We start from the raw sequence: 20,517 nt of genomic DNA on the forward strand, positions 1-20,517 counted from the left end.
TCCCGGAATACCGGTACGGGCCTGCGGCGTCACACCCGCCGCTCCGGTGACTCCCGCCGCTTCCGCCCTACTGGTACGCACCCCACCCGTCACACCCGTAACTGCCGTACCAGAGACTGCCGTCGTGCCCTTTCCCGTCCCCGTACCCGCCCCGCCCGTGACCGCCGTGCGCGTGCTCACCGTGCCGATTCCGTCGTCGTTCACCACACCCGCACCGTAACCCGTCGCGCGGCGGCGGATCATCGCTGGGCCTTTGACATATGCCGGAAGCACCACCGGATCGAGTGTTGCCAAATCCCTTACGGGCCGTCCCTGGCTGTGCAACAGTCGTATCCGGGCCTCACTTTCACACCTGGCCTGGCCGTGCCGCGCCTGTATCGGAGTACGACATGCCGTCCCCACTGTTCGCGGATCACCCCGCCCAGCAGCCGGAGCCGGGCGCGGTGGACGCGCTGATCTCACAGACCCGCCGCCTGCGCGGCGAGCTCGTCGCCGTGCGCCGGGAAGCCGTGGTGAACGACGACGACCCCCAGCAGCGCTGGCAGCGCGCCCTGTGCGACCTGGCCGTCCACCAACTCGACGACCTGGGCGCCCACTTGGGTCAGCTCCGTGCGGGCGTCCCCGAACAGGTCGTCACCGAGGAGCCCGCGGACACGGTCCCCGACACCGCGCTCCCCACCGACCCCGGCACGGCGTACGGCGAGATCGCCCCGCAGCGCACCGGCTCCCTGCTCTCCCGCGTCGGCAGCGCCGAGTGGAACCTCCTGACCGACGAGGTCAGCTGGTCCGAAGAGCTGTTCCAGATCTTCGGACGTACGCGCGAGAGCGGCCCGATGTCGCTGGACGAGATGCCCACGATGGTCTTCGTCGAGGACCAGTCCGTCCTCCAGGGGATGGTGACGGACTGCCTGATCGACGGGAAGCCGATCGACGGCGAGTTCCGGATCGTACGGACCGACGGCCGCGTGCGCACCGTGCACATGACGGGAGAGCCCGTCCTCGACGCCGACGGCTGCACCGCCTCGATGTGGGCCGTGCTCCGTGACGTCAGCGAACTGCGGCGCAGCGAGCGGGCCGTCCGCGAGAGCCGGGACAGCCTGGAGCGCAGCCGCCACATCGAGCAGACCGAGCGACGGGTCGCCGTCGAGCTCCAGGAGGCGGTGCTCCCGCCCTGGCGCGGCTCGCTCCGCTTCGCCCACGACGGCCCCGCCCCGCTGGACGTGGCCGCCCACTACCTCCCGGCCGCCAGCACCGGTCTGATCGGTGGCGACTGGTACGACGCACTGGCCCTGCCCGACGGGGACGCGCTGCTCACCGTCGGTGACCTCACGGGCCACGGGGTCGCCGCGACCTCCTCGATGGCCATGCTCCTCGGCGCCCTGCGCGGCATGGCCGTCGCCGGGATCCGGCCCGCCGCCCTGATGGGTCATCTCAACCAGCTCCTGGAGACGTCCGTACAGCCGGCGCTCGGCAGTGCGATGTGCTGCCGCTACGACCCGGTCGCCCAGACACTGACCTGGGCGCAGGCCGGCCACCCCGCCCCGCTGCTGTTCCGCGACGGGACGGGGCACGTCCTCCGGCGGCCTGAGGGCGTCCTCCTCGGGGCGACGGCCGGGGCCGTGTACGGCGAGGCCGAAACCCGGCTGATCCCCGGTGACCTGCTGGTCCTGCACACCGACGGACTCACCCGTGGCAGCGGCCCTGACGACGACACGGGCACGCGACGACTGCTCGCGCTCGGCCGGCGGCTCATCGGGGCGCGGGACGCCCAGGACGGTGTGCGCGCGGTGGTCGAGGAGTTCGGCGAGGAGCAGCGCGAGGACGACGCCTGTGTGATGGTGGTCCGGGTCGGACACTGAACCACCGGTCGCCGACCGCGCGCGGGGACTGTCGTGGGACCGCGGCCTTGCGCACCGGCGTGCCACGACGCTGTGGCACGGTGGCACGACCACAGGCGACGCACGCCGCCATGGACAACCGTGACGTCGGCGATCCTGCCATCGACAACCGTGACGTGGCGATCCCGGCATCGGCAGCCGTCTCACCGACTGCCGCTCCGCGACAGCCCGTTGACGACCGCACACTCGACCGCATGTGGGGCTCTCCCACCCGGCCCCCGGCGCTCGACCCCTCAGGCCTGCCCCGTCCTCGGTCGGTTGACCGGGGACCTCGGCAGAGCCAGCTCGATCTCCTCGCGAAGGTGCTCGATCCTCGCGTAGCCCGCGTACTGCCCGGTCAGCCGGTACATCTCGCGGAGCCGGTCCCATGTGCGGTGGGACGAGGTCTCCCCCATGGACATCAGGGCGAGCCGGGCGTACCGGTCGGCCTGCTCGGGATCGTCGGCGATGAAGCAGGCCGAGGCGAGCGAGATGTGGTCGAAGAGCTTCGAGCGGTCGTGACCGCCGCGCCGCAGTTCGAGCGCCAGCTTGGCGTGACGCTGGGCGGGGACGGCCGCGGCCGGGTCGTGATCCGCCAGGGTGCGGTACGCGAGGGCCTGCATGCCGTGCATGTCGGCCTCGTCGAAGTTCTGCATCCAGCTGGGGTTCTCCTCGTCGCGCCGGTCGGACACGAACAGGTCCTCGGCCTCGCCGAGGGTGCGGCGCATGGCCTGGCCCCGGCCCATCGACGCCTGCGCCCAGGCCTCGATCGTGTGGAACATGGCGCGGGTCCTGGGCAGGACGCGCTCGCCCGAGCCGTCCTTGGCGAGCTTCATGAGGTCGAGGGCGTCGTCGGGCCTGCCCAGGTGCACCATCTGGCGGGCGGCACGGGACAAGGCCTCGCCGGCCCGCGGCCGGTCGCCGCCCTCGCGGGCCGCGTGGGCGGCGATCACGAAGTACTTCTGCGCCGTGGGTTCGAGGCCCACGTCGTGGGACATCCAGCCGGCCAGGACGGCCAGGTTGGCGGCGACGCCCCAGAGGCGTCGCTGAAGGTGGTCGGCGTGGCGGTAGGCGAGCATGCCGCCCACCTCGTTGAGCTGGCCCACCACGGCCTTGCGCTGGAGTCCGCCACCCCGGGAGGCGTCCCAGGCACGGAACACCTCCACCGAGTGCTCCAGTGCCTCGATCTCCTCCGACCCGATGGGGGCGGCCTCGTAGCGGTCGAACCCAGCGGGGTCGGCGTGGAGGGGATCGGTGGCCCGCTGGGGGGCACCCTGGCGAGCGGGGTCGGTCTGCAGCCAGTCGTGCATGGCCTTGCTGAGTACGGAGCCGGCGGCAAGCGCGGCACCCGCGCCCACCAGGCCGCGTCGGTTGAGCATGAGGTCCATTCCCGTGAATTCGGTGAGGACCGCCGCCGTACGATCGGGTGCCCAGGGCAGCCCGTCAGGGTTCTCCGTCTTCCTGACGTCCTGCCGCTTTCCGCTGCGCCCGTGTCGTACGAACCCGAGGTCCTCGATGGTCACGACACGGCCGAGTCGCTCGGTGAACAGTGCTGCCAGCACCCGGGGGACGGGATCGCGCGGGGTTTCGCCCCGGTCGATCCACCGCCGCACCCGCGAGGTGTCGGTCGCCAGCTGGGGGTGGCCCATGGCCGCCGCCTGCCGGTTGACGAGTCTCGCGAGTTCGCCCTTGGACCATCCGGCCAGGCCGAACAGGTCTGCCAGGCGGGTGTTGGTTTGTCCGGTCACGTCTAAGCCCCCAGGTTCTCGGCTGAGTTGACAGTAGCCCTCTGTCATAGGCCTGGCGACAATTCGCCAGGCTTCGCCAGGGTGCGCGAGATGTTCCGCCACCCGCGCCCGGGTGTCAGGTAGGAACGCGCCACCCCGCCCCGCCGACCGGCCCTCATTCCCCAGGGTGCGGACCGGGGGCGGGCGGGGCGACGCACGCAACTCGTCGGCACACGAAGGGATCTGTCACCTCCATGTACACAGCATCGTCCTCCGTGTCCGCCCCGCCCCGGCCGCAGCACCGCATCATCCCGGCCGGCGCCGGGCCCTACCTCGCTCCCGCTCCGCAGGCCGTACGGCCGAGGCGCTGGGCGGCCGGCACGGGTACCCAGCCGATCAGCGGGAGAATCGATCTGTCCGGCCCTCAGGGGGCGCAGCTGAAGATCGCGATCGCCTCCGTCCACCGCATCTGCCCGGAGTTCAACCCGGTCCAGGTGCTGCGGCGCAGCGGGCGTTCCGTACTGATCGTCGGAACGACCGGGCGGACCACGGCGGTCGCGAAGTGTTTACTGGACCACTCCCCCGCGTGGGTCGAGCGGTTCCGGCACGAGATAGCGTCCTACCGCTCCTTCGTCCGCCACCGTCCGCCTGTGCGGGCGCCACGGCTGATCGCGGCCGACCCGGAGAACTGCACGCTGGTGATCGAGCGGATGCCCGGGCGGGCGGCGGCGCTCTCGCGCCACCCCGTCGAGGCCCCGCCCCGCGCCGACGTGCGGGCCGCGCTCGGCGCGATCGCCCGGCTCAACGCGTGGCGGCCGCCGGCCGGGACGTTCGACGCGCCGCTGGACTACGGCACCCGCATCGCCCGCTACCACGAGCTCGGTCTCTTCACCGACCGGGACCGGGACGACCTGCAGAAGCTGCTGCACGGTCTGGCGCACGCGGGTGGCCGCCAGGGCATGGGCCAGTTCTGTCACGGTGACGCCCTGCTCTCCAACATCCTCCTGTCCCCCGCCGGACCGGTCCTCGTCGACTGGGAGCACGCCGGCTGGTACCTGCCCGGCTACGACCTGGCGACCCTCTGGGCCGTGCTCGCCGACGCGCCGCTCGCCCGGCGTCAGATCAGTCAGCTCGCCCAGCAGGCGGGCCCGGCCTCCCGGGACGCCTTCCTGGTGAACCTGATGATCGTGCTGACCCGGGAGATCCGGACCTACGAGACGGCGGTGCAGCGCACCATGAAGGAGGCTCCGCCGGCCGGTTCCGTACCGGTACCCACGGGCGCCCTCGCACCCGGTGAGGAACAGCGGCTGCTCCTGAGGCGGCTGCACGACGACTGCGCCATGGCACGGCGGGCCGTGCGCGCGGCGGTCGGGACGCGCTGAACGGGCGGGCCCGACCGACGACACGGGGGGGGTGCGCCGTGCGCCCGGTGCCGACACACCGGGACGCGGCGCACTGGCGTCTCCGCCCCCGGACGGGGCGAGCCAATGGTCCACTCCACTGACGCGTCCCAGGCCCGGGACCCGTCTCCGCGAAACTCTGCCACACGGCCTCCATTCCCGCTCTGACGTGGGAACTTCCTTCCGCGCGCGCGTGATTGACGGATCGTCCGGTAGCCGATACCCCTGTACGGGTTCGGTCCCGCACGCCCCGGTGTCACCCCCGCCCCTGGAGGCTGCCTTGCTCCGTTCCGCGTCCCTCGGACGTACGCCGTCCGGTCGTCCGCCGAAGGCACTGGGCGCCCTCGCGTCCGCCGCCCTGTTGCTCCCGCTGTTGTCCGCCGCCCCGCAGGCCGGTGCCGAGGTGCCCGAGGCGGGTGTCCTCCAGGAACAGTTCGCGAGGGCGGCCGCGCGCCACGGCGTACCGGAGAGCGTCCTGCTCGCCGTCTCGTACCTCCAGTCGCGCTGGGACACCCACGGTGGTGCGCCGAGTGTGACCGGTGGCTACGGGCCGATGCATCTGACGGACGCGGTGACGGCGCTGGCCGAGGCGCCTCCGCACCACTCGGACGGCACGGAGGACGCGCGCGGCGACTCCTCGCGCGCCGTGCGCTCCGGCGCGCACTCGCCCGAGCCCGCCGCCGTCCCGGCTCCCGGGTCGCTGCCCGCACGGCTGCGCACCCTGGACCGGGCGTCCGCGCTGTCCGGGATCCCGGCCGAGGAGCTGCGGACCCGTACGGCCGCGAACATCGAGGGCGGGGCGGCGCTGCTGGCCGCCGCGCAGCGGGAGTCCGGGCGTCCGGCGAGCGCGGACCCGGCCGACTGGTACGGGGCGGTGGCGCGGTACTCGGGCGCCGACGACTCGGCGACCGCCGCCAGGTACGCGGACGACGTGTTCGACGTGATCCGGTCCGGCGAGTCGCGCACGACGGACGGAGGGCAGGTGGTGACGCTCGCGGCCGCCCCGGCGGTCGCGCCCGACACCGCGCAGGTCGCCGGCCTCGGCCTGCGCCGGCCCGCCGACGGCCCCGTGGAGTGCCCGCGCACGGTGGCCTGCGAGTGGATCCCGGCGCCGTACGAGGAGTTCGGCGACGGCGACTACGGCAACCACGACAAGGCGAACCGGCCGGCCTCCCAGTCGATCGACTACATCGTCGTCCATGACACCGAGGCCACCTGGGACGTCACCCTGAAGCTGGTGCGGGACCCGACGTACGTCTCGTGGCAGTACTCGCTCCGCTCCTCCGACGGGCACATCGCCCAGCACGTGGCGCTCAGGGACGTCGGCTGGCACGCGGGCAACTGGTTCGTGAACGCCAAGTCCGTGGGCCTTGAGCATGAAGGTTTCCTCACCGCGCCGGACTCCTGGTACACGGAGGCGATGTACCGGTCGTCGGCGCGGCTCGTGCGGTATCTCGCCGCCCGGTACGACATCCCGCTCGACCGGCAGCACATCCTGGGCCACGACAACGTGCCGGGGACGGTGACGTCCACGATCAAGGGCATGCACACGGACCCGGGGCCGTACTGGGACTGGGCGCACTACTTCAAGCTGCTCGGCCGGCCGATCACGCCGAGCGCCGGTCCCCTGGCCGGTGTGGTGACGATCCGGCCCGAGTTCGGCTCCCACCGTCCGGTCTACACGGGCTGCGTCACGGCCGGCGAGGCGTGCGCGCCGCACGGCAGCGGGGCGGTGCGCCTGCACACCGGACCGAGCGCCGACGCGCCCCTCGTGAGGGACATCGGTCTGCGGCCGGGCGGGCAGGAGTCGACCACCGGGGTCAACGACACCGGGGCGCGTGCGTCGACCGGGCAGAGCTACGCGGTGGCGGAGCGCCGGGGCGACTGGACGGCGGTCTGGTACCTCGGACAGAAGGCCTGGTTCCACAATCCGGCGAAGGAGCCGACCGCCGTGAACGCCCGGGGTCTCGTCCTCACGCCCCGCGAGGGGCTGGCGTCGGTGCCGGTGTACGGGCGGGCGTATCCGGAGGCCTCGGCGTATCCGGCGGGGGTGCCGGTGCAGGCCGTGTCGCCGCTGCCGTACCGGCTGCTCGCGGGGCAGCGTTACGTGGTGGGCGACCGTACCCCGGGCGAGTACTTCTTCGCGCCGGTGTTCGACAGCAGCGGGCACACGGTCGTCCGGGGTCAGGAGGAGTACTACCAGATCCAGTTCGGCCACCGCGTGGCCTTTGTGAAGGCCACTGACGTGCGGGTTTCACAGTCCTGACGGAAGCGTGGCCGAAAGGTGCGGGGCGGTGCCGGATGAACGATCCGGCACCGCATCGTGGGCGTTCATAGGACTATTCGGAAGATCGCGTGCGCCCTACGGGCCACGGGTAAGGGTGGGCCGGACACAGCCCATGCTCACCGGAAGGCCCCCCAGCAGATGCCTCAGCCCTTCGTTATGCCGGATTTCTATGTTCCGTATCCGGCGCGGCTCAATCCCCACGTGGAGGCCGCCCGCACGCACACCCGTGACTGGGCGCGGGAGATGGGGATGCTGGAGGGTTCGGGGGTCTGGGAGCAGCACGACCTCGACTCGCACGACTACGCGCTGCTCTGCTCGTACACCCATCCCGACTGCGACGAGGAGGCCCTGAACCTCGTCACCGACTGGTACACCTGGGTCTTCTTCTTCGACGACCACTTCCTGGAGATCTTCAAGCGGCCCCAGGACCGTGCGGGCGGCAAGACGTATCTGGACCGGCTGCCGCTGTTCATGCCGGCGGACCCCTCGGCGGGGATGCCCGAGCCGACCAACCCCGTCGAGGCGGGACTCGCCGACCTCTGGCTGCGGACCGTCCCCTCCATGTCGGCGGGGTGGCGCGTGCGGTTCGCCGAGGCGACAGAGCATCTGTTGTACGAGTCGCTCTGGGAACTCGACAACATCAACGACGGGCGGATCGCCAACCCCGTCGAGTACATCGAGATGCGGCGCAAGGTGGGCGGCGCGCCCTGGTCGGCGGGGCTCGTCGAGTACGCGGCGGGGGCGGAGGTCCCGGCCCGGGTGGCCTACTCCCGGCCGCTGCGGGTGCTCAGGGACGCCTTCTCGGACGCCGTCCATCTGCGCAACGACCTGTTCTCGTACCAGCGCGAGGTGGAGGACGAGGGCGAGAACAGCAACGGCGTGCTCGTCCTGGAGAAGTTCCTCGGCTGCACGACCCAGGAGGCGGCGAACGCCGTCAACGACCTGCTGACCTCACGCCTCCAGCAGTTCGAGAACACGGCCCTCACCGAAGTGCCGCTGCTCGCCGCCGAGAAGGGCCTCGACGCGGCCGAGTGCGCGGCCGTCGCGGCGTACGCGAAGGGGCTGCAGGACTGGCAGTCCGGCGGCCACGAGTGGCACATGCGCTCCAGCCGGTACATGAACGAGGGCATGGTCGGCGGTCCCTCGCACCTCGAAGGGGTCCTCGGCACCTCCGCGCTCGACATCCGCACCCTCTTCGGGCGCCCGGCGGCGTCGCGGCTGCGCGCGCTCACGCACGTGCCGCATCAGCGGGTGGGGCCGTCGCTGCTGCCCGAGTTCGACCTGCCGTACCCGCTCACCCTCAGCCCGCACCACGCGGAGGCGCGCCGGCTGTCGCTCGACTGGGCCGAGCGGTTCGGGCTCCTGGACGACATCTGGGACCGGCCGATGGCGGAGGGCTTCGACCTGGCGCTGTGCTCGGCCGGGCTCGACCCGGACGCCACCCTGGAGGAGCTGGAGCTCAGCGCCGAGTGGCTGACCTGGGGGACGTACGGGGACGACTACTACCCCGCCGTCTTCGGCCGCTCGCGCAACCTGCTGGGTGCGAAGGAGCAGACCGACCGGTTCAAGTCCTGCCTGCCGCTGGAGGATCCGGCCGCGGGCGCGGCGCTCGCCGTGAACCCGATGGAGCGCTCGCTCGCCGACCTCTGGGCCCGGACCGCGGGCCCCATGGCCGTGGAGGCCCGCACCCAGCTGCGGTACGCGCTGGACGTCATGCTCGACAGCTGGCTGTGGGAGCTGCACAACCAGGCACAGCACCGGGTTCCCGACCCCGTCGACTACATCGAGATGCGCCGCAGCACCTTCGGCTCCGAACTGACCACGCTGATGGCCCGGTTGCGGCACGCCGACGTGCTGCCGCCGGAGCTGTACCGCTCGGGGACCGTGCGCGCCCTGGAGAACGCGGTCATGGACTACGGGACGCTGATCAACGACCTGTTCTCGTACCAGAAGGAGATCGAGGTCGAGGGCGAGGTGCACAACGGCGTTCTGGTGCTCCAGAAGTTCTTCGACTGCGACTACCCGACGGCGGTGGCCATGGTCGACGACCTGATGCGGGGCAGGCTGCGTCAGTACGAGCACCTCAAGGCGCGGGAAGTCCCGCTGATGTACGAGGACTTCGGACTCGACGCGACGGGACGTGCCGCCTTCGAGGCGTATCTGCGGGAGCTGGAGGACTGGCTCGCGGGCATCCTGAACTGGCACCGGGAGGTGCGGCGTTACGCGGCGGAGGACGTGCACGCGGGCAGCGGTACGGCCCTGCTGCGGCGCGGGCCGACCGGCCTCGGCACCTCGGCCGCCCGGGTGGCGGGTCTCCTCGGGCCGGTCAGGGTCTGAGACGGAGGGTGGAGCGGCCCAACGGGCCGCTCCGCGTGCCGGCGATCAGCTGTGCCGGCCGCGCAGCTCGTCGAGTTCGCGGCGGTCCCGCTTGGTGGGGCGTCCGGCGCCCCGGTCCCGTACGGCGGCGACGGCCACGTGCTCGCGCGGCGGCGGGGGCGGGCTGTTGTCCACGTACGCCTCGACGGCGACCGGTGGGCCGACCCGCTTGGTGTGGAGCTCCTTGACCTCGACGATCCGTTCCCGCCCGCCGTGGAAGACCCGCACCTCGTCGCCGGGCTTCACCGCCTGGGCGGGCTTGGCCCGTTCGCCGTTGACCTTGACGTGTCCGGCACGGCAGGCCGCGGCGGCCTGGGCGCGGGTCTTGGTGAGGCGGACCGCCCAGATCCAGCTGTCGACGCGTGCGCTCATCGGCCCCCGCTCTCCCGTCAGCCCTGCTGGAACAGCTCGGCGGGCAGCGGCTTGAGCAGCGCGTACAGGTCGTCGGTGATCGGCCGGTCCCAACTGGCGATCGTGACGAGGACGTTGTCGCTGCGGTCGAACTGGACGCAGGAGATACGGCTCTCGGAGAGCTTGAGGCGCCGGACGATCAGGAGGTTGTCGCCCTGCATCACGGGGACGTCCTCGGTGTCGAGGACCTCGACCGGCTCGTCGTTCTCGAGGGCGGCGAGCAGCTGGGCCACCTCGAAGGGGATCTGGCCGTCGGCGAGCTCGCGCGCCGGGGAGCCCTCGGGCAGATTGCCGATGATCATCGCGGGGCCGCGGCCGCCGAACAGGTCGTACCGGAGGAAGACGCCCTGGCAGGAGCCGTCGGGAGCGGGCAGCAGGCCGGCGCCGAGATTGCCGGGCCAGTCCCCCGGGTCCATGGCCAGGACATCGAAGTCCGGGCCCGCGGGAGTGGCGGCGCTGCGGCGGCGGAGGAAGGACATACGGCCATGGTACGTGCCCCGGCGCGCGATGCGACGCGCCGGGCGGCTCCGGGCGGTCAGTCCTGTCCGGCGGGGTCCCGGGGCTCCCGTCCGGTGTTCCTGAGGGCCTGCGCGAGGCCCGTGCGGTCGGTTCCGAGCTTGCGGTAGACGGCCGAGAGGAGCCGGGCCACGGTGGTGGTGTCGACACCGAGGACGGCGGCCGCGTCCTGGTCGCGGACGGTGAGATCGGCGGCCGCACGCTCACGGGCGGTGAGCGTGTCCGTGCCGGCGGGGTGGAGCGCCCGGGGGCGGAGTCCGGCCGCCGCGAGCTCGGCACGGGCCACCTCGACGAGGGCGTCGGCGCCGCAGTCCTGGGCGGCTTCCAGACCCCGGTAGAGGTGCTCGGCGGCCTCCCCGGCGCGTTCGGTGCGCCGCAGGGCCGCGCCGAGGGCGACGAGGGAGCGGGCCAGCTCGTACGCGGCGGGTGACTGGTCGAGCCAGTCGACGGACTCCTCCAGGAGCTTCACGCGATCGGCGGGCTCGGACACCTCGGCGGTCACGCGGAGCGCCTGGCCGATCGCGGAGGGCGCCCCGTACTGGCGGGCGCGGGCGACGGCCTCGTGGGCGGTGGCGAGAGCCTTCGCCGGGGAGGTCGCCGCCTCGGCGAGCGCGAGGTGGAGCTGCCAGGGGCAGCAGGAGGGGTTGCGCTTGCCCCGCGGGTCGAGGCGCCGGCCGACGGCGGCCAGCTCCTCGGCGGCCTCCTTGGTACGGCCGGTGGCGAGCAGCAGCTCGGCGTGGACGGTCTCGCAGTCGGGGATGGTGACGGCGGCGGGGAACGGCTCGCCGAAGTCGTGCTCACGGGCGACCCGCACGGCCTCGTCCGTACGACCGCGGGCGATGAGGACCTCGATCATGACTCCGGTGGCGTACCAGAGGGCAGGGGTGCGGGCGCCGACTCGCTCGGTGAGACGGAGTCCGGCGCGGGCGAAGTCCTCGGCCTCCATCAGGCGGCCTCGCCGGAAGCGGATGTAGCCGATGAGGGTGTACGCGAAGGCGAGGTGCGCCCCGCGCCAGCCCTGCTTCTCGAATTCGGCGGTTCCGGCGGCGAAGAGTTCCTCGGCGCGGCCGGGCCGGTCGGCGTAGAGGTGGAGAAGGGCCACCAGGACCGGCACCTCGAAGCCCCGGCTCTCGTCGGCCCAGGTGAGGCCGCCCGCGAGGGCGCGTTCGGCCTCCTTGAGGGCGAGGGAGGCGGGTTCGGCGCGCAGGGTGGCGTCCCAGGCCCGCAGTCCGATGATGTACCGCTCGGTGACGTCACGGCCGGTGAGCCGGTCCGCGAGCGCCGCGAGGCGCCGGGACCGGGCGGGCGATTCCGGTTCGTCGGCGCGCAGGGCGTCCCACATGAACTTCTCGGCCTGCATCCGCAGTCGGCTGCGGGCGTCGCCGGCCTTCCGGGCCTCCTCGCCGAGGAGCTCGGACGCCTCGACGAGCCGGTCGCTGTGGGCGAGGACCTGGGCGAGACGGTAGACGATGCCGTGGCGGAGCGCCGGGTCGCTGACCGGCTCCTCCAGTGCGGCTCGCAGATGGTTGACGGTGGTGGCGGGCTCGGTGAGGAGCGAGGAGCAGCCGAGTTCGAAGAGGACGGCGGCCCGGTCGTCGGGGGCGGGCGGCTCGCGCAGGGCGCGGGCGAGGAAGCGGCGGGCCGCGTCGGGGGCTCCGGCGCGGAGGTTCTCGCCGGCGGCGGCGCGCAGCTGGCCGACGACCCAGGGGTCGCCCTCGGGGTGGGTCTCCAGGAGATGGCGGGCCGCCGCGGTGGGGCCGAGCCCGGCGTCGACGACGCACCAGGCGGCCTGACCGTGCAGGGCGACGCGGGTGGCGTCCGGGATCGACCGGTAGACGGTGCTCGCGATGAGGGGATGGACGAACTGGAGGGGGTCGTCCGCCTCTTCGGCCTCGGCGAGGACGCGGGCCTCACGGAGCCGGGCGGCGCAGTCGGCGACCGCCTCGCCGCCGAGAGCGGCGACGGCGCCCGCGAGCTGGGGTGAGATCTCGGTGCCGAGGACGGCGCAGGCCCAGGCGAGGCGGACGGTGGCGGGGCCGAGCCGTTCGAGCCGGGTGACGAGGCCGCTGCCCTTGAGGGCGGCGGAGAGGTCGGGGAGTTCGTGGGCGCCGTCGGCGGTGGGTTCGAGACCGCGGTCGCGGACCTTGGCGGCGAGTTCGACCGCCTCGAAGGGGTTGCCGGCGGTGACGGACCAGAAGTCGCGGCAGAAGCTGTCGTCGGCGTGGGCGCCGACGCGGTCGCGGACGAGCCGGGCCACGGCGGACGAGGTGAGCGGGGCGAGGTCGAGGGGCCGCTGCCCGGACCGGCGTCCGGTGAACTCCATGCCCTCGGCGGGAAGTTCGTCGGGCCGGTAGGCGACGACGAGGAGCATGGGCAGTTCCTCGGCGCGCGGGGCGAACGCGGCGAGCCAGCCGAGGGATTCGGGGTCGGCCCAGTGGACGTCGTCCAGGACGACGACGAGGGGCGCGCGGCGTACGGCGAGATGGGTGAGGACCCAGTCCAGCCCGTCCCGCAGGCCCTGCGGGTCGGGCGGCGAGCCCTCGGCGGAGGCGCGGAGCCCCAGGGCGGGCCCGACGATGTCGTACCAGGAGCCGAGGCGTTCGCGCAGTTCGGCGTCGGTGGCGTGGGCCAGCTGCGGCTGGAGGAGCTGCCGGGCGACGTGGAAGGCGACCCGCTGCTCCTGGTCGCCGCCGCGGGCGGACAGCACCGTGCAGCCGCGGGCACCGGCGCGGCGCCGGATCTCGGCGCGCAGGGTGGTCTTGCCGAGGCCGGCGGGGGCTGCGTAGGCGAGGATGCCGCCGCGGCGGACGACCTGGGGGCGCGTGGCGGTCTCGGCACCCGCGTCGGGTGCGGAGGTGAGCGCGGAACCGGGGCGGGGGCGGGGCTCCGTGGGCGACGCGGAGCCGGCGTCGGGCACGGGACGGAGTCCGGTCCGGCCTCCGGGGAACCGGTCGTCGTCGGACGGTGTGGGCAGCGGGCCGGTCGGCTGATCGGCTTCCCGGGCGGACGTCCGGGTGGGGACGGAGACCAGGTGCGGGCCCCGCGCCTCGCGGGGTGAGGGTACGGCGGCCGGCCACAACAAGTCGTCCGCCAGACCCGTCAGGAGGTCGAGCGCCTCCTCGGCCGCGGTGAGCGCCGCCTCACGCTCGAAGAGGCCGACTCCCTGACGGGCCGACCCGCCGTCCTGACGTACCACGTTCCACCCCCACACAGGGGGCGCGCGCCCGGCGCACGGTCAGGAGTGCCGAGCGGGAAGCCCCGCGAAAGTCCCAGCGTACGCCCGAAGGAGTGAGCTGGGTCGGTCAAACGGCCAAGCAAAATCCCGTCGTGTCGCAGGTGGCATATTCGGCTCGGCACAGAGCGGTGGAGAGCACCTCCGTCGCGGCCGTCGCGGCCTTGTCCGTCATGATCGGAGCGGTGTTGACGGACCGGGTGAGCTGCCGCTCTCCGTTCGCGGAGGCGAAGCGGACCGTCTGGTGTCCGACGGCCTCGCCCGGGTGCACCGAGACCGGCCCTAAGGGCGGCCCCGAGCGTCGCCGAGGCCGCCTTCCGCGAGCCGTTCGAGAACGGCCAACGCCTCCGCCGCGCGCGCGTGTTCCACGAAGAGGTGGTCGTGGTGGAAGCCCGCCACGACGTTGCAGCTGAGTCCCGCCCCGGCGAGCGCCCCGGCGACGGCGGCCGTCAGCCCGACGGCGTCGAGTGCGGAGTGCACGCGCAGCGTGATCCGGCCCGCCACGTAGTCGTACGGGAGGGCGGCGGCGTCCGCCTCCTCCTGGCGTACGACGAGGGTGAGGCCCTCGTCCTCGGTGACGGTGACCACCGGGGCGACCCCGGCCGGGGCGGGGCCCGTCACCGTGGTGAAGACGTAGCGGGCGGGGTCGAGTTCCGGCCGCATCCCGGCGAGCAGCCGGGTCAGATCACGTTCCGCGTTCATGGCCGCGAGGGTAGGCGCCCGGCCGGGCGGCGCGGGTCAGCCGGTGGGCGGGGTGTCTCCCACGAGCCACATGGAGAAGAACTGCGCGCCGCCTCCGTAGGCGTGCCCGAGGGCCCGGTGGGCGCCGTCGACCTGGTGCTCGCCCGCCTCGCCCCGTACCTGGAGCGCGGCCTCGGCGAAGCGGATCATCCCGGAGGCTCCGATGGGGTTGGTGGAGAGCACCCCGCCGGAGGGGTTCACGGGCAGGTCGCCGTCGAGTTCGGTCACCCCTGCCTCGGTGAGCTTCCAGCCCTCGCCCTCCTCCGCGAAGCCGAGGTTCTCCAGCCACATCGGCTCGTACCAGGAGAACGGCACGTACATCTCCACGGCGTCGATCTCCCGCCGGGGGTCGGTGATGCCGGCCTGCCGGTAGACGTCGGCGGCGCAGTCCCGGCCCGCCTGCGGCGAGACGAAGTCCTTGCCCGCGAACAGGGTCGGTTCGCTGCGCATCGCGCCGCCGTGCACCCAGGCGGGCGGCCGGGGCGCACGGGCGGCGCCGGTGCGGTCGGTGAGGATCATCGCGCAGGCGCCGTCCGAGGAGGGGCAGGTCTCTGAGTAGCGGATCGGGTCCCAGAGCATCGGGGAGGCCTGCACCTTCTCCAGGGTGAGGTCGTGCTCGTGGAGATGGGCGTACGGGTTCTTGAGCGCGTTGCGCCGGTCCTTGTACGCGACGAGGGATCCGATCGCGTCGGGCGCGCCGGTCCGCCGCATGTACGCGCGCACGTGCGGGGCGAAGAAGCCGCCGGCTCCGGCGAGCAGGGGCTGCTGGAACGGCACGGGCAGGGAGAGGCCCCACATGGCGTTGGACTCGGACTGCTTCTCGAACGCCAGGGTGAGGACGGTCCGGTGGACGCGGGCGGCGACCAGGTTGGCTGCGACGAGCGCGGTGGAGCCGCCGACGGATCCCGCCGTGTGCACCCGGAGCATGGGCTTGCCGACCGCGCCGAGCGCGTCGGCGAGGTACAGCTCCGGCATCATCACGCCCTCGAAGAAGTCGGGCGCCTTGCCGATGACGACGGCGTCGATGTCCGCCCAGGTCAGTTCCGCGTCCGCCAGGGCGCGGACGGCGGCCTCGCGGACGAGTCCGGCGATCGACACGTCCCTGCGGGCGGCGACGTGCTTGGTCTGGCCTACGCCGACGACGGCGACGAACTCTTTCGATGTCACGGACTTACCGGACATGCGGCTCTCCTTCCAGGACGGCGACCAGGTTCTGCTGGAGGCAGGGCCCTGAGGTGGCGTGGGCGAGGGCGCGGTCGGAGTCGCCCCGGTGGACGCGGGCGGCGGCCTCGCCGAGCCGGATGAGTCCGGCGGCCATGACGGGGTTGGCGGCGAGCGCTCCGCCGGACGGGTTGACCCTCACGCTCTCGTCGAGGTCGAGGGCCCGGCGGAGGACGACCTCCTGGGAGGTGAAGGGCGCGTGGAGTTCGGCGGTGTCGACGGGCGCCTCGAAGACTCCGGCGCGTTCCGCGGCGAGGCGGGTGGAGGGCGAGTCGGTGAGGTCGCGGACGCCGAGGGAGTGGGCCTCGATGCGGTGGTCCATCCCCCGGATCCAGGCGGGGCGGGCGCAGAGTTCGCGGGCCCGGTCGCCGACGGCGAGGATCACTGCGGCGGCTCCGTCGCCGATGGGCGGGCAGTCTCCGGTGCGCAGGGGCTGGACGACGTACTCGCCCTGGGGGCGGGCGCCGGGGAGCTGGGCGTGGGGGTTGGCGCCGGCGTCCGCACGGCTGCGGCCGGCGATCGCGGCGAGGGCGGTTTCGTCGGTGACGCCCGCGTCGACGAGCGCCTGCGCCTGGAGGGCGGCGAGGGCGACCGAGTCCGGCCAGAGGGGGGCCAGGTAGTACGGGTCGAGCTGGCGGGTGAGGACGTCGCGGACGGAACCGGGCGAGGACTTCCCGTACGAGTAGACGAGGGCGGTGTCGGCCTCGCCGGTGAGGAGCTTCACCCAGGCCTCGTACAGGGCCCAGGCGCCGTCCGTCTCGACGTGGGACTCGGAGATCGGCGGCCAGGCGCCGACGCCGTCGAGGGCCATCGTGAACGAGAAGGCGCGGCCGGCCAGGTAGTCGGAGGAGCCGGAGCAGGTGAAGCCGATGTCGGAGGTCCTGAGGCCGGTCTGCCGCAGCACGTCGTGCAGGACGGGCATGACCATCTCGACCTCGGAGAGGTCGTCGGTGCGGCGGCGGTGGTCGCTCTGGGCGAAGGCGACGATCGCCACCTCTCGGTCCGGCCGGTGCGGCGTCACAGCAGCTCCTTGTAGGTGTCGTAGTCGGCGTCGGGTTCGCCGGTGGGCCGGTAGTGGTCGGGGTAGCGGCCGTCCTCGCTCCACACGGGTTCGACCCGCAGGCCCATGCGGACCTGGTCGTACGGGATGCCGCCGATGCGGCCGTGGAGGGCGAGCCCGGCGCCGTCGAGGGCGATGTGGGCGTAGACGTACGGCACCTCGATGTCGAGGTTCTTCGCCTTGATGTTGACGATGCAGTACGTGGTGACGGTGCCGCGCGGTCCGACCTCGACCTGGTGGGTGGTGGCGACTCCGCAGGTGGGGCAGGCGCCGCGGGGCGGCACGTACACCTTGGTGCAGGAGGGGCAGCGCTCGCCGACGGTACGGCGCTCGGTGAGGGCGTGCAGATAGCGGGTCTGGGCTCGGCCGGGGCTGTAGGTGTAGTCGAGGCGGGCGGCGGCGACGATGCCGGTGACGGGGTCGGCGAACCGGCCGTCGTGGGAGCCCGGTTCGGCCACCGGATCGCTGTCGTACGGCTCGAAGCACGCGATGTCCGTGATGGCGCCGGACCGTTCGGCGGCCCAGCGGATCCGGACGCGCATGCCGGTGCGGACGGCTTCGGGTCCTGGGGCGTCGAGGGCGTGCAGAAGGGCGGTGTCGGCGCCGTCGAGGCGGACGAGGACCCAGGCGAAGGGCGTCGCGAGGGGCTGGCCGGGGCGCGGCCCGGGGTTCCATGCCCAGGTGGTGACGGTGCCGGTGGCACCGACCTCGACGAGGTCGCGGAGCTCGGCGGCGGTGGCGGGGTCGTACTCGACGGGTGGGACGAGGACCTCGCCGGTCTCGGTGCGGACGCCGAGGACGGTCTGCTCGCGGAGGCCGGTGAGGAAGGCGGACTGGACGGGTCCGAGGGAGCGGGTGAAGGGGAATTCGACGACGAGGGGTGCGCGGAGAGTCTCCGACGGGGGTGTCATGTGGGCTCCTTCGTGGGGTTGGGTGACGGGGCCGCTGGGCGGTGCAGGCTCCCCGCCCGGCCCCGTCCCGTAGCCCGGGGCGGAGCCCGGGTCCGGGAAGGGGCCGGGCGGGGAAGGACTCACTTCCGCCGGTACTCCGGCGTCCGCTTCTCCGCGAACGCCCTCGCCCCCTCCTTCGCGTCCGCCGTGTCGAAGATCGGCCACCCCCGCTTCAGTTCGGCGGCCAGCCCTTCCGTCTCCGTCATCTCGGCGGTCTCGTACACGGAGGCCTTCACCGCCTCGACGGCGAGCGGCCCGCACGCGTTGATCCGTTCGGCGATGTCGAGGGCCGCGTCGAGGGCGGTGCCGTCGGGGACGACCCGGCCGACGAGGCCGATCCGGGCGGCCTCGTCCGCCGAGTACGGGCGGCCCGTGAGGAGCATTTCGAGGGCGTGGGTCCGGGCGATCTGCCGGGGCAGGCGGACCGTGGAGCCGCCGATCGGGAAGAGCCCGCGCCGGACCTCGAAGAGTCCGAAGGTCGCGGAGGCGGCCGCGACCCGGATGTCGGTGCCCTGGAGTATCTCGGTGCCGCCGGCGACGCAGTAGCCCTCCACCGCGGCGATGACGGGTTTGCGGGGGCGGTGGTGGCGCAGCATCGCCTTCCAGTGCAGGTCGGGGTCGGCCTTGAGCCGGTCCCGGTACTGCTCGCCCTCCATCCCCTTGCCGGCCAGGGCCTTGAGGTCCATGCCCGCGCAGAAGGCGCCGCCCGCTCCGGTGAGGACGACGGAGCGGATGCCGTCGTCGGCGTCGGCCTCCAGCCAGCCGTCGTAGAGGCCGACGAGCATCGGCAGCGAGAGGGCGTTCTTGGCTTCGGGCCGGTTCAAGGTGAGGACGAGCGTGGCGCCTTCGCGCCGTACGCCGAGATGTTCGGTGCCACCAGTGCCACCCATGGGGGTCTCCCGTCTCCAGTTCTGGAACAGGTTGCAGTAGCCGGGGGTCCAGTTCAATAGTTTTCTGACACTCAGTCAGATTCTTCTGCGCACCCCCTTCCCCCTGTCGCCGGTCGACGCTCTAATGACCGCCGAGTCAGTGCGAACCGGGGTCAGGAGGAACGGTGGAGTACAACCTTGCCGACCTGTTCGAATCGGTGGTCGACGCGGTCCCCGACCGCGAGGCGCTGGTGTACGTCGATCATCCGGGGACGGGCGAGGAGCGCCGGCTCACCTACGCCGAGCTCGACGGGGCCGCCAACCGGATCGCGCACCACCTCACCGACGCGGGCATCCGGCCCGGCGAGCACCTCGGTCTCCACCTCTACAACGGCGTCGAGTACCTGCAGACCGTCCTCGCCTGCCTGAAGGCTCGGATCGTGCCGGTGAACGTGAACTACCGGTACGTGGAGGAGGAGCTCGTCTACCTCTACCGGGACGCCGACCTCGCCGCGCTCGTCTTCGACGCCGAGTTCACCGACCGGGTCGCGGCGGCGCTGCCGCAGACGGAGAAGCTGCGGCACCTCGTGCGGGTGGGGACCCCTCCCGAGGGAGCGGCCGCGCTGGACTGCGTCCCGTACAGCGGGGCGGAGGCCGCCGGTTCACCCGCGCGGGGGTTCGGGCCGCGCTCGGCCGACGACCTCTTCATCATCTACACCGGTGGCACGACCGGGATGCCCAAGGGGGTCCTGTGGCGCCAGGAGGACCTGTTCTTCGCGGGACTGTTCGGCGGGGACCCCTCGGGCGAGGCGGTGAAGCGCCCCGAGGAGCTGGCCGAGCGGGTCGCCGCGGGCGGCGCCGGCATCACGTTCTTCCCCGCACCGCCGCTGATGCACGGCACCTCCACGCTGACCGCGTTCATCGCCTTCAACTACGGCCAGCGGGTCGTCCTGCACCGCAAGTACGTCCCGGAGGAGGTCCTCCGCACCCTGGAGAAGGAGAAGGTCTCCAGCATCTCCCTGGTCGGGGACGCGATGCTGCGGCCCCTCGTGGACGCGCTGCGCGGGCCGCTGAAGGGCACGGACCTCTCCGCCCTGTTCAGCCTTTCCTCTTCCGGGGCGATCATGTCGGAGACCGTACGGGCCCAGCTGCAGGAGCTGATGCCGAACGTCCTGCTCCTCAACAACTTCGGGTCCACCGAGTCCGGTTCGAACGGCCGCGCCACCGACGACTCGGGCCCGGCCAGGGGCTTCCGGCTGCACGTCAACGAACGCACCCAGGTCGTCGACCCGGTGACCCGTACCCCTGTCGCCCCCGGCGAGATCGGCCGGCTGGCCCAGCGCGGCCACGTGCCGCTCGGCTACTACAACGACCCGGAGAAGACCGCCGAGACGTTCTTCGAGCGGGACGGAGTCCGGTGGGTGCTCCTCGGCGACATGGCGACCGTGGACGAGACGGGGGTGGTCACCGTCCTCGGGCGCGGCTCCCAGTGCATCAACACGGGCGGCGAGAAGGTCTACCCGGAGGAGGTGGAACAGGCTCTCAAGTCCCACCCCGACGTGTACGACGCGCTGGTCGCCGGAGTGCCGGACGCCCGCTGGGGCAACCACGTCGCCGCGGTCGTCCAGCTCCGCGCGGACGCCCCGCCGCTGGACCTGGAGACCCTCCAGACCCACTGCCGGCCCCGCCTGGCGGGGTACAAGGTCCCGCGCCAGCTGGTCCTCACCGACCGCATCCAGCGCTCCCCCAGCGGCAAGGCGGACTACCGCTGGGCCCGCACGGTGGCGGTGGAGGCGGACACGAACACGGGCCCGGACACGAACACGTAAGCGGAAGCGGAAGCGGAGCCC

General features: G+C 72.9%; 14 protein-coding genes. 5 read left to right on the forward strand and 9 right to left on the reverse strand.

The genetic code is table 11. From position 1 onward, the window contains the following. The first annotated feature begins 389 nt into the window (after window positions 1–389). Window positions 390–1,859 carry a PP2C family protein-serine/threonine phosphatase gene (locus AOK00_RS10190; RefSeq protein ID WP_055599976.1) on the forward strand — a complete coding sequence of 490 codons (1,470 nt, stop codon included), beginning with the start codon at window positions 390–392 and terminating at the stop codon, window positions 1,857–1,859. A gap of 272 nt (window positions 1,860–2,131) precedes the next feature. Here AOK00_RS10190 and AOK00_RS10195 read toward each other — a convergent pair whose 3' ends face one another. After that, a complete protein-coding gene (locus AOK00_RS10195; protein ID WP_055599977.1) occupies window positions 2,132–3,625 on the reverse strand; it encodes a DNA-binding protein NsdB in 1,494 nt (497 codons plus the stop codon). A gap of 233 nt (window positions 3,626–3,858) precedes the next feature. Between AOK00_RS10195 and AOK00_RS10200 the strand changes: the two genes are divergently transcribed. From AOK00_RS10200 to AOK00_RS10210, 3 genes are all read left to right on the forward strand, one after another. After that, entirely contained in the window at window positions 3,859–4,986 is a 1,128-nt protein-coding gene (locus AOK00_RS10200; protein WP_055599978.1) for an aminoglycoside phosphotransferase family protein, read from the forward strand. A 298-nt stretch (window positions 4,987–5,284) separates the two neighbouring features. Further along, window positions 5,285–7,270, forward strand: coding sequence for an N-acetylmuramoyl-L-alanine amidase (locus AOK00_RS10205; protein WP_437441405.1), 1,986 nt, complete (start codon window positions 5,285–5,287; stop codon window positions 7,268–7,270). 159 nt (window positions 7,271–7,429) lie between these two features. Continuing rightward, window positions 7,430–9,628: a terpene synthase family protein gene (locus tag AOK00_RS10210; protein WP_055599979.1), complete on the forward strand. Its 2,199-nt coding sequence runs from the start codon at window positions 7,430–7,432 to the stop codon at window positions 9,626–9,628. A gap of 45 nt (window positions 9,629–9,673) precedes the next feature. Here the strand turns inward: AOK00_RS10210 and AOK00_RS10215 are convergent, their stop codons facing one another. The 8 genes from AOK00_RS10215 to AOK00_RS10255 form a co-directional block, all read right to left on the reverse strand. Next, on the reverse strand, window positions 9,674–10,039 hold the full coding sequence (locus AOK00_RS10215) for an RNA-binding S4 domain-containing protein (RefSeq protein WP_030314775.1): 366 nt from the start codon (window positions 10,037–10,039) through the stop codon (window positions 9,674–9,676). Between the two features lie 17 nt (window positions 10,040–10,056). Beyond that, window positions 10,057–10,557 carry a hypothetical protein gene (locus tag AOK00_RS10220; protein WP_024757478.1) on the reverse strand — a complete coding sequence of 167 codons (501 nt, stop codon included), beginning with the start codon at window positions 10,555–10,557 and terminating at the stop codon, window positions 10,057–10,059. Window positions 10,558–10,613: 56 nt separating this feature from the next. Further along, the gene (locus AOK00_RS10225; RefSeq protein ID WP_254047306.1) at window positions 10,614–13,388 is read right to left on the reverse strand and encodes an ATP-binding protein; all 2,775 of its coding nucleotides are present in this window, start codon (window positions 13,386–13,388) and stop codon (window positions 10,614–10,616) included. Window positions 13,389–14,108: 720 nt separating this feature from the next. After that, a complete protein-coding gene (locus AOK00_RS10235; RefSeq protein WP_055599981.1) occupies window positions 14,109–14,528 on the reverse strand; it encodes an ACT domain-containing protein in 420 nt (139 codons plus the stop codon). A gap of 36 nt (window positions 14,529–14,564) precedes the next feature. Next, window positions 14,565–15,749 carry a thiolase domain-containing protein gene (locus AOK00_RS10240; protein WP_055599982.1) on the reverse strand — a complete coding sequence of 395 codons (1,185 nt, stop codon included), beginning with the start codon at window positions 15,747–15,749 and terminating at the stop codon, window positions 14,565–14,567. Then, window positions 15,739–16,809 (reverse strand): thiolase domain-containing protein, encoded by a 1,071-nt coding sequence (locus AOK00_RS10245; RefSeq protein WP_055599983.1) that lies wholly within the window; start codon window positions 16,807–16,809, stop codon window positions 15,739–15,741. Before AOK00_RS10245 ends, AOK00_RS10240 begins: the two co-directional genes overlap by 11 nt. Beyond that, a complete protein-coding gene (locus tag AOK00_RS10250; RefSeq protein ID WP_055599984.1) occupies window positions 16,806–17,759 on the reverse strand; it encodes a Zn-ribbon domain-containing OB-fold protein in 954 nt (317 codons plus the stop codon). The genes AOK00_RS10245 and AOK00_RS10250 overlap by 4 nt, the downstream gene beginning before the upstream one ends. A gap of 119 nt (window positions 17,760–17,878) precedes the next feature. Beyond that, window positions 17,879–18,688 (reverse strand): crotonase/enoyl-CoA hydratase family protein, encoded by an 810-nt coding sequence (locus AOK00_RS10255; protein ID WP_055600013.1) that lies wholly within the window; start codon window positions 18,686–18,688, stop codon window positions 17,879–17,881. A gap of 164 nt (window positions 18,689–18,852) precedes the next feature. On the opposite strand from AOK00_RS10255, the gene AOK00_RS10260 reads away from it, so the two are divergent. Then, on the forward strand, window positions 18,853–20,496 hold the full coding sequence (locus tag AOK00_RS10260; protein WP_055599985.1) for an acyl-CoA synthetase: 1,644 nt from the start codon (window positions 18,853–18,855) through the stop codon (window positions 20,494–20,496). Window positions 20,497–20,517 lie beyond the last annotated feature (21 nt).

Source organism: Streptomyces aureus, from assembly GCF_001418135.1.
Taxonomy (GTDB): domain Bacteria; phylum Actinomycetota; class Actinomycetes; order Streptomycetales; family Streptomycetaceae; genus Streptomyces; species Streptomyces aureus_A.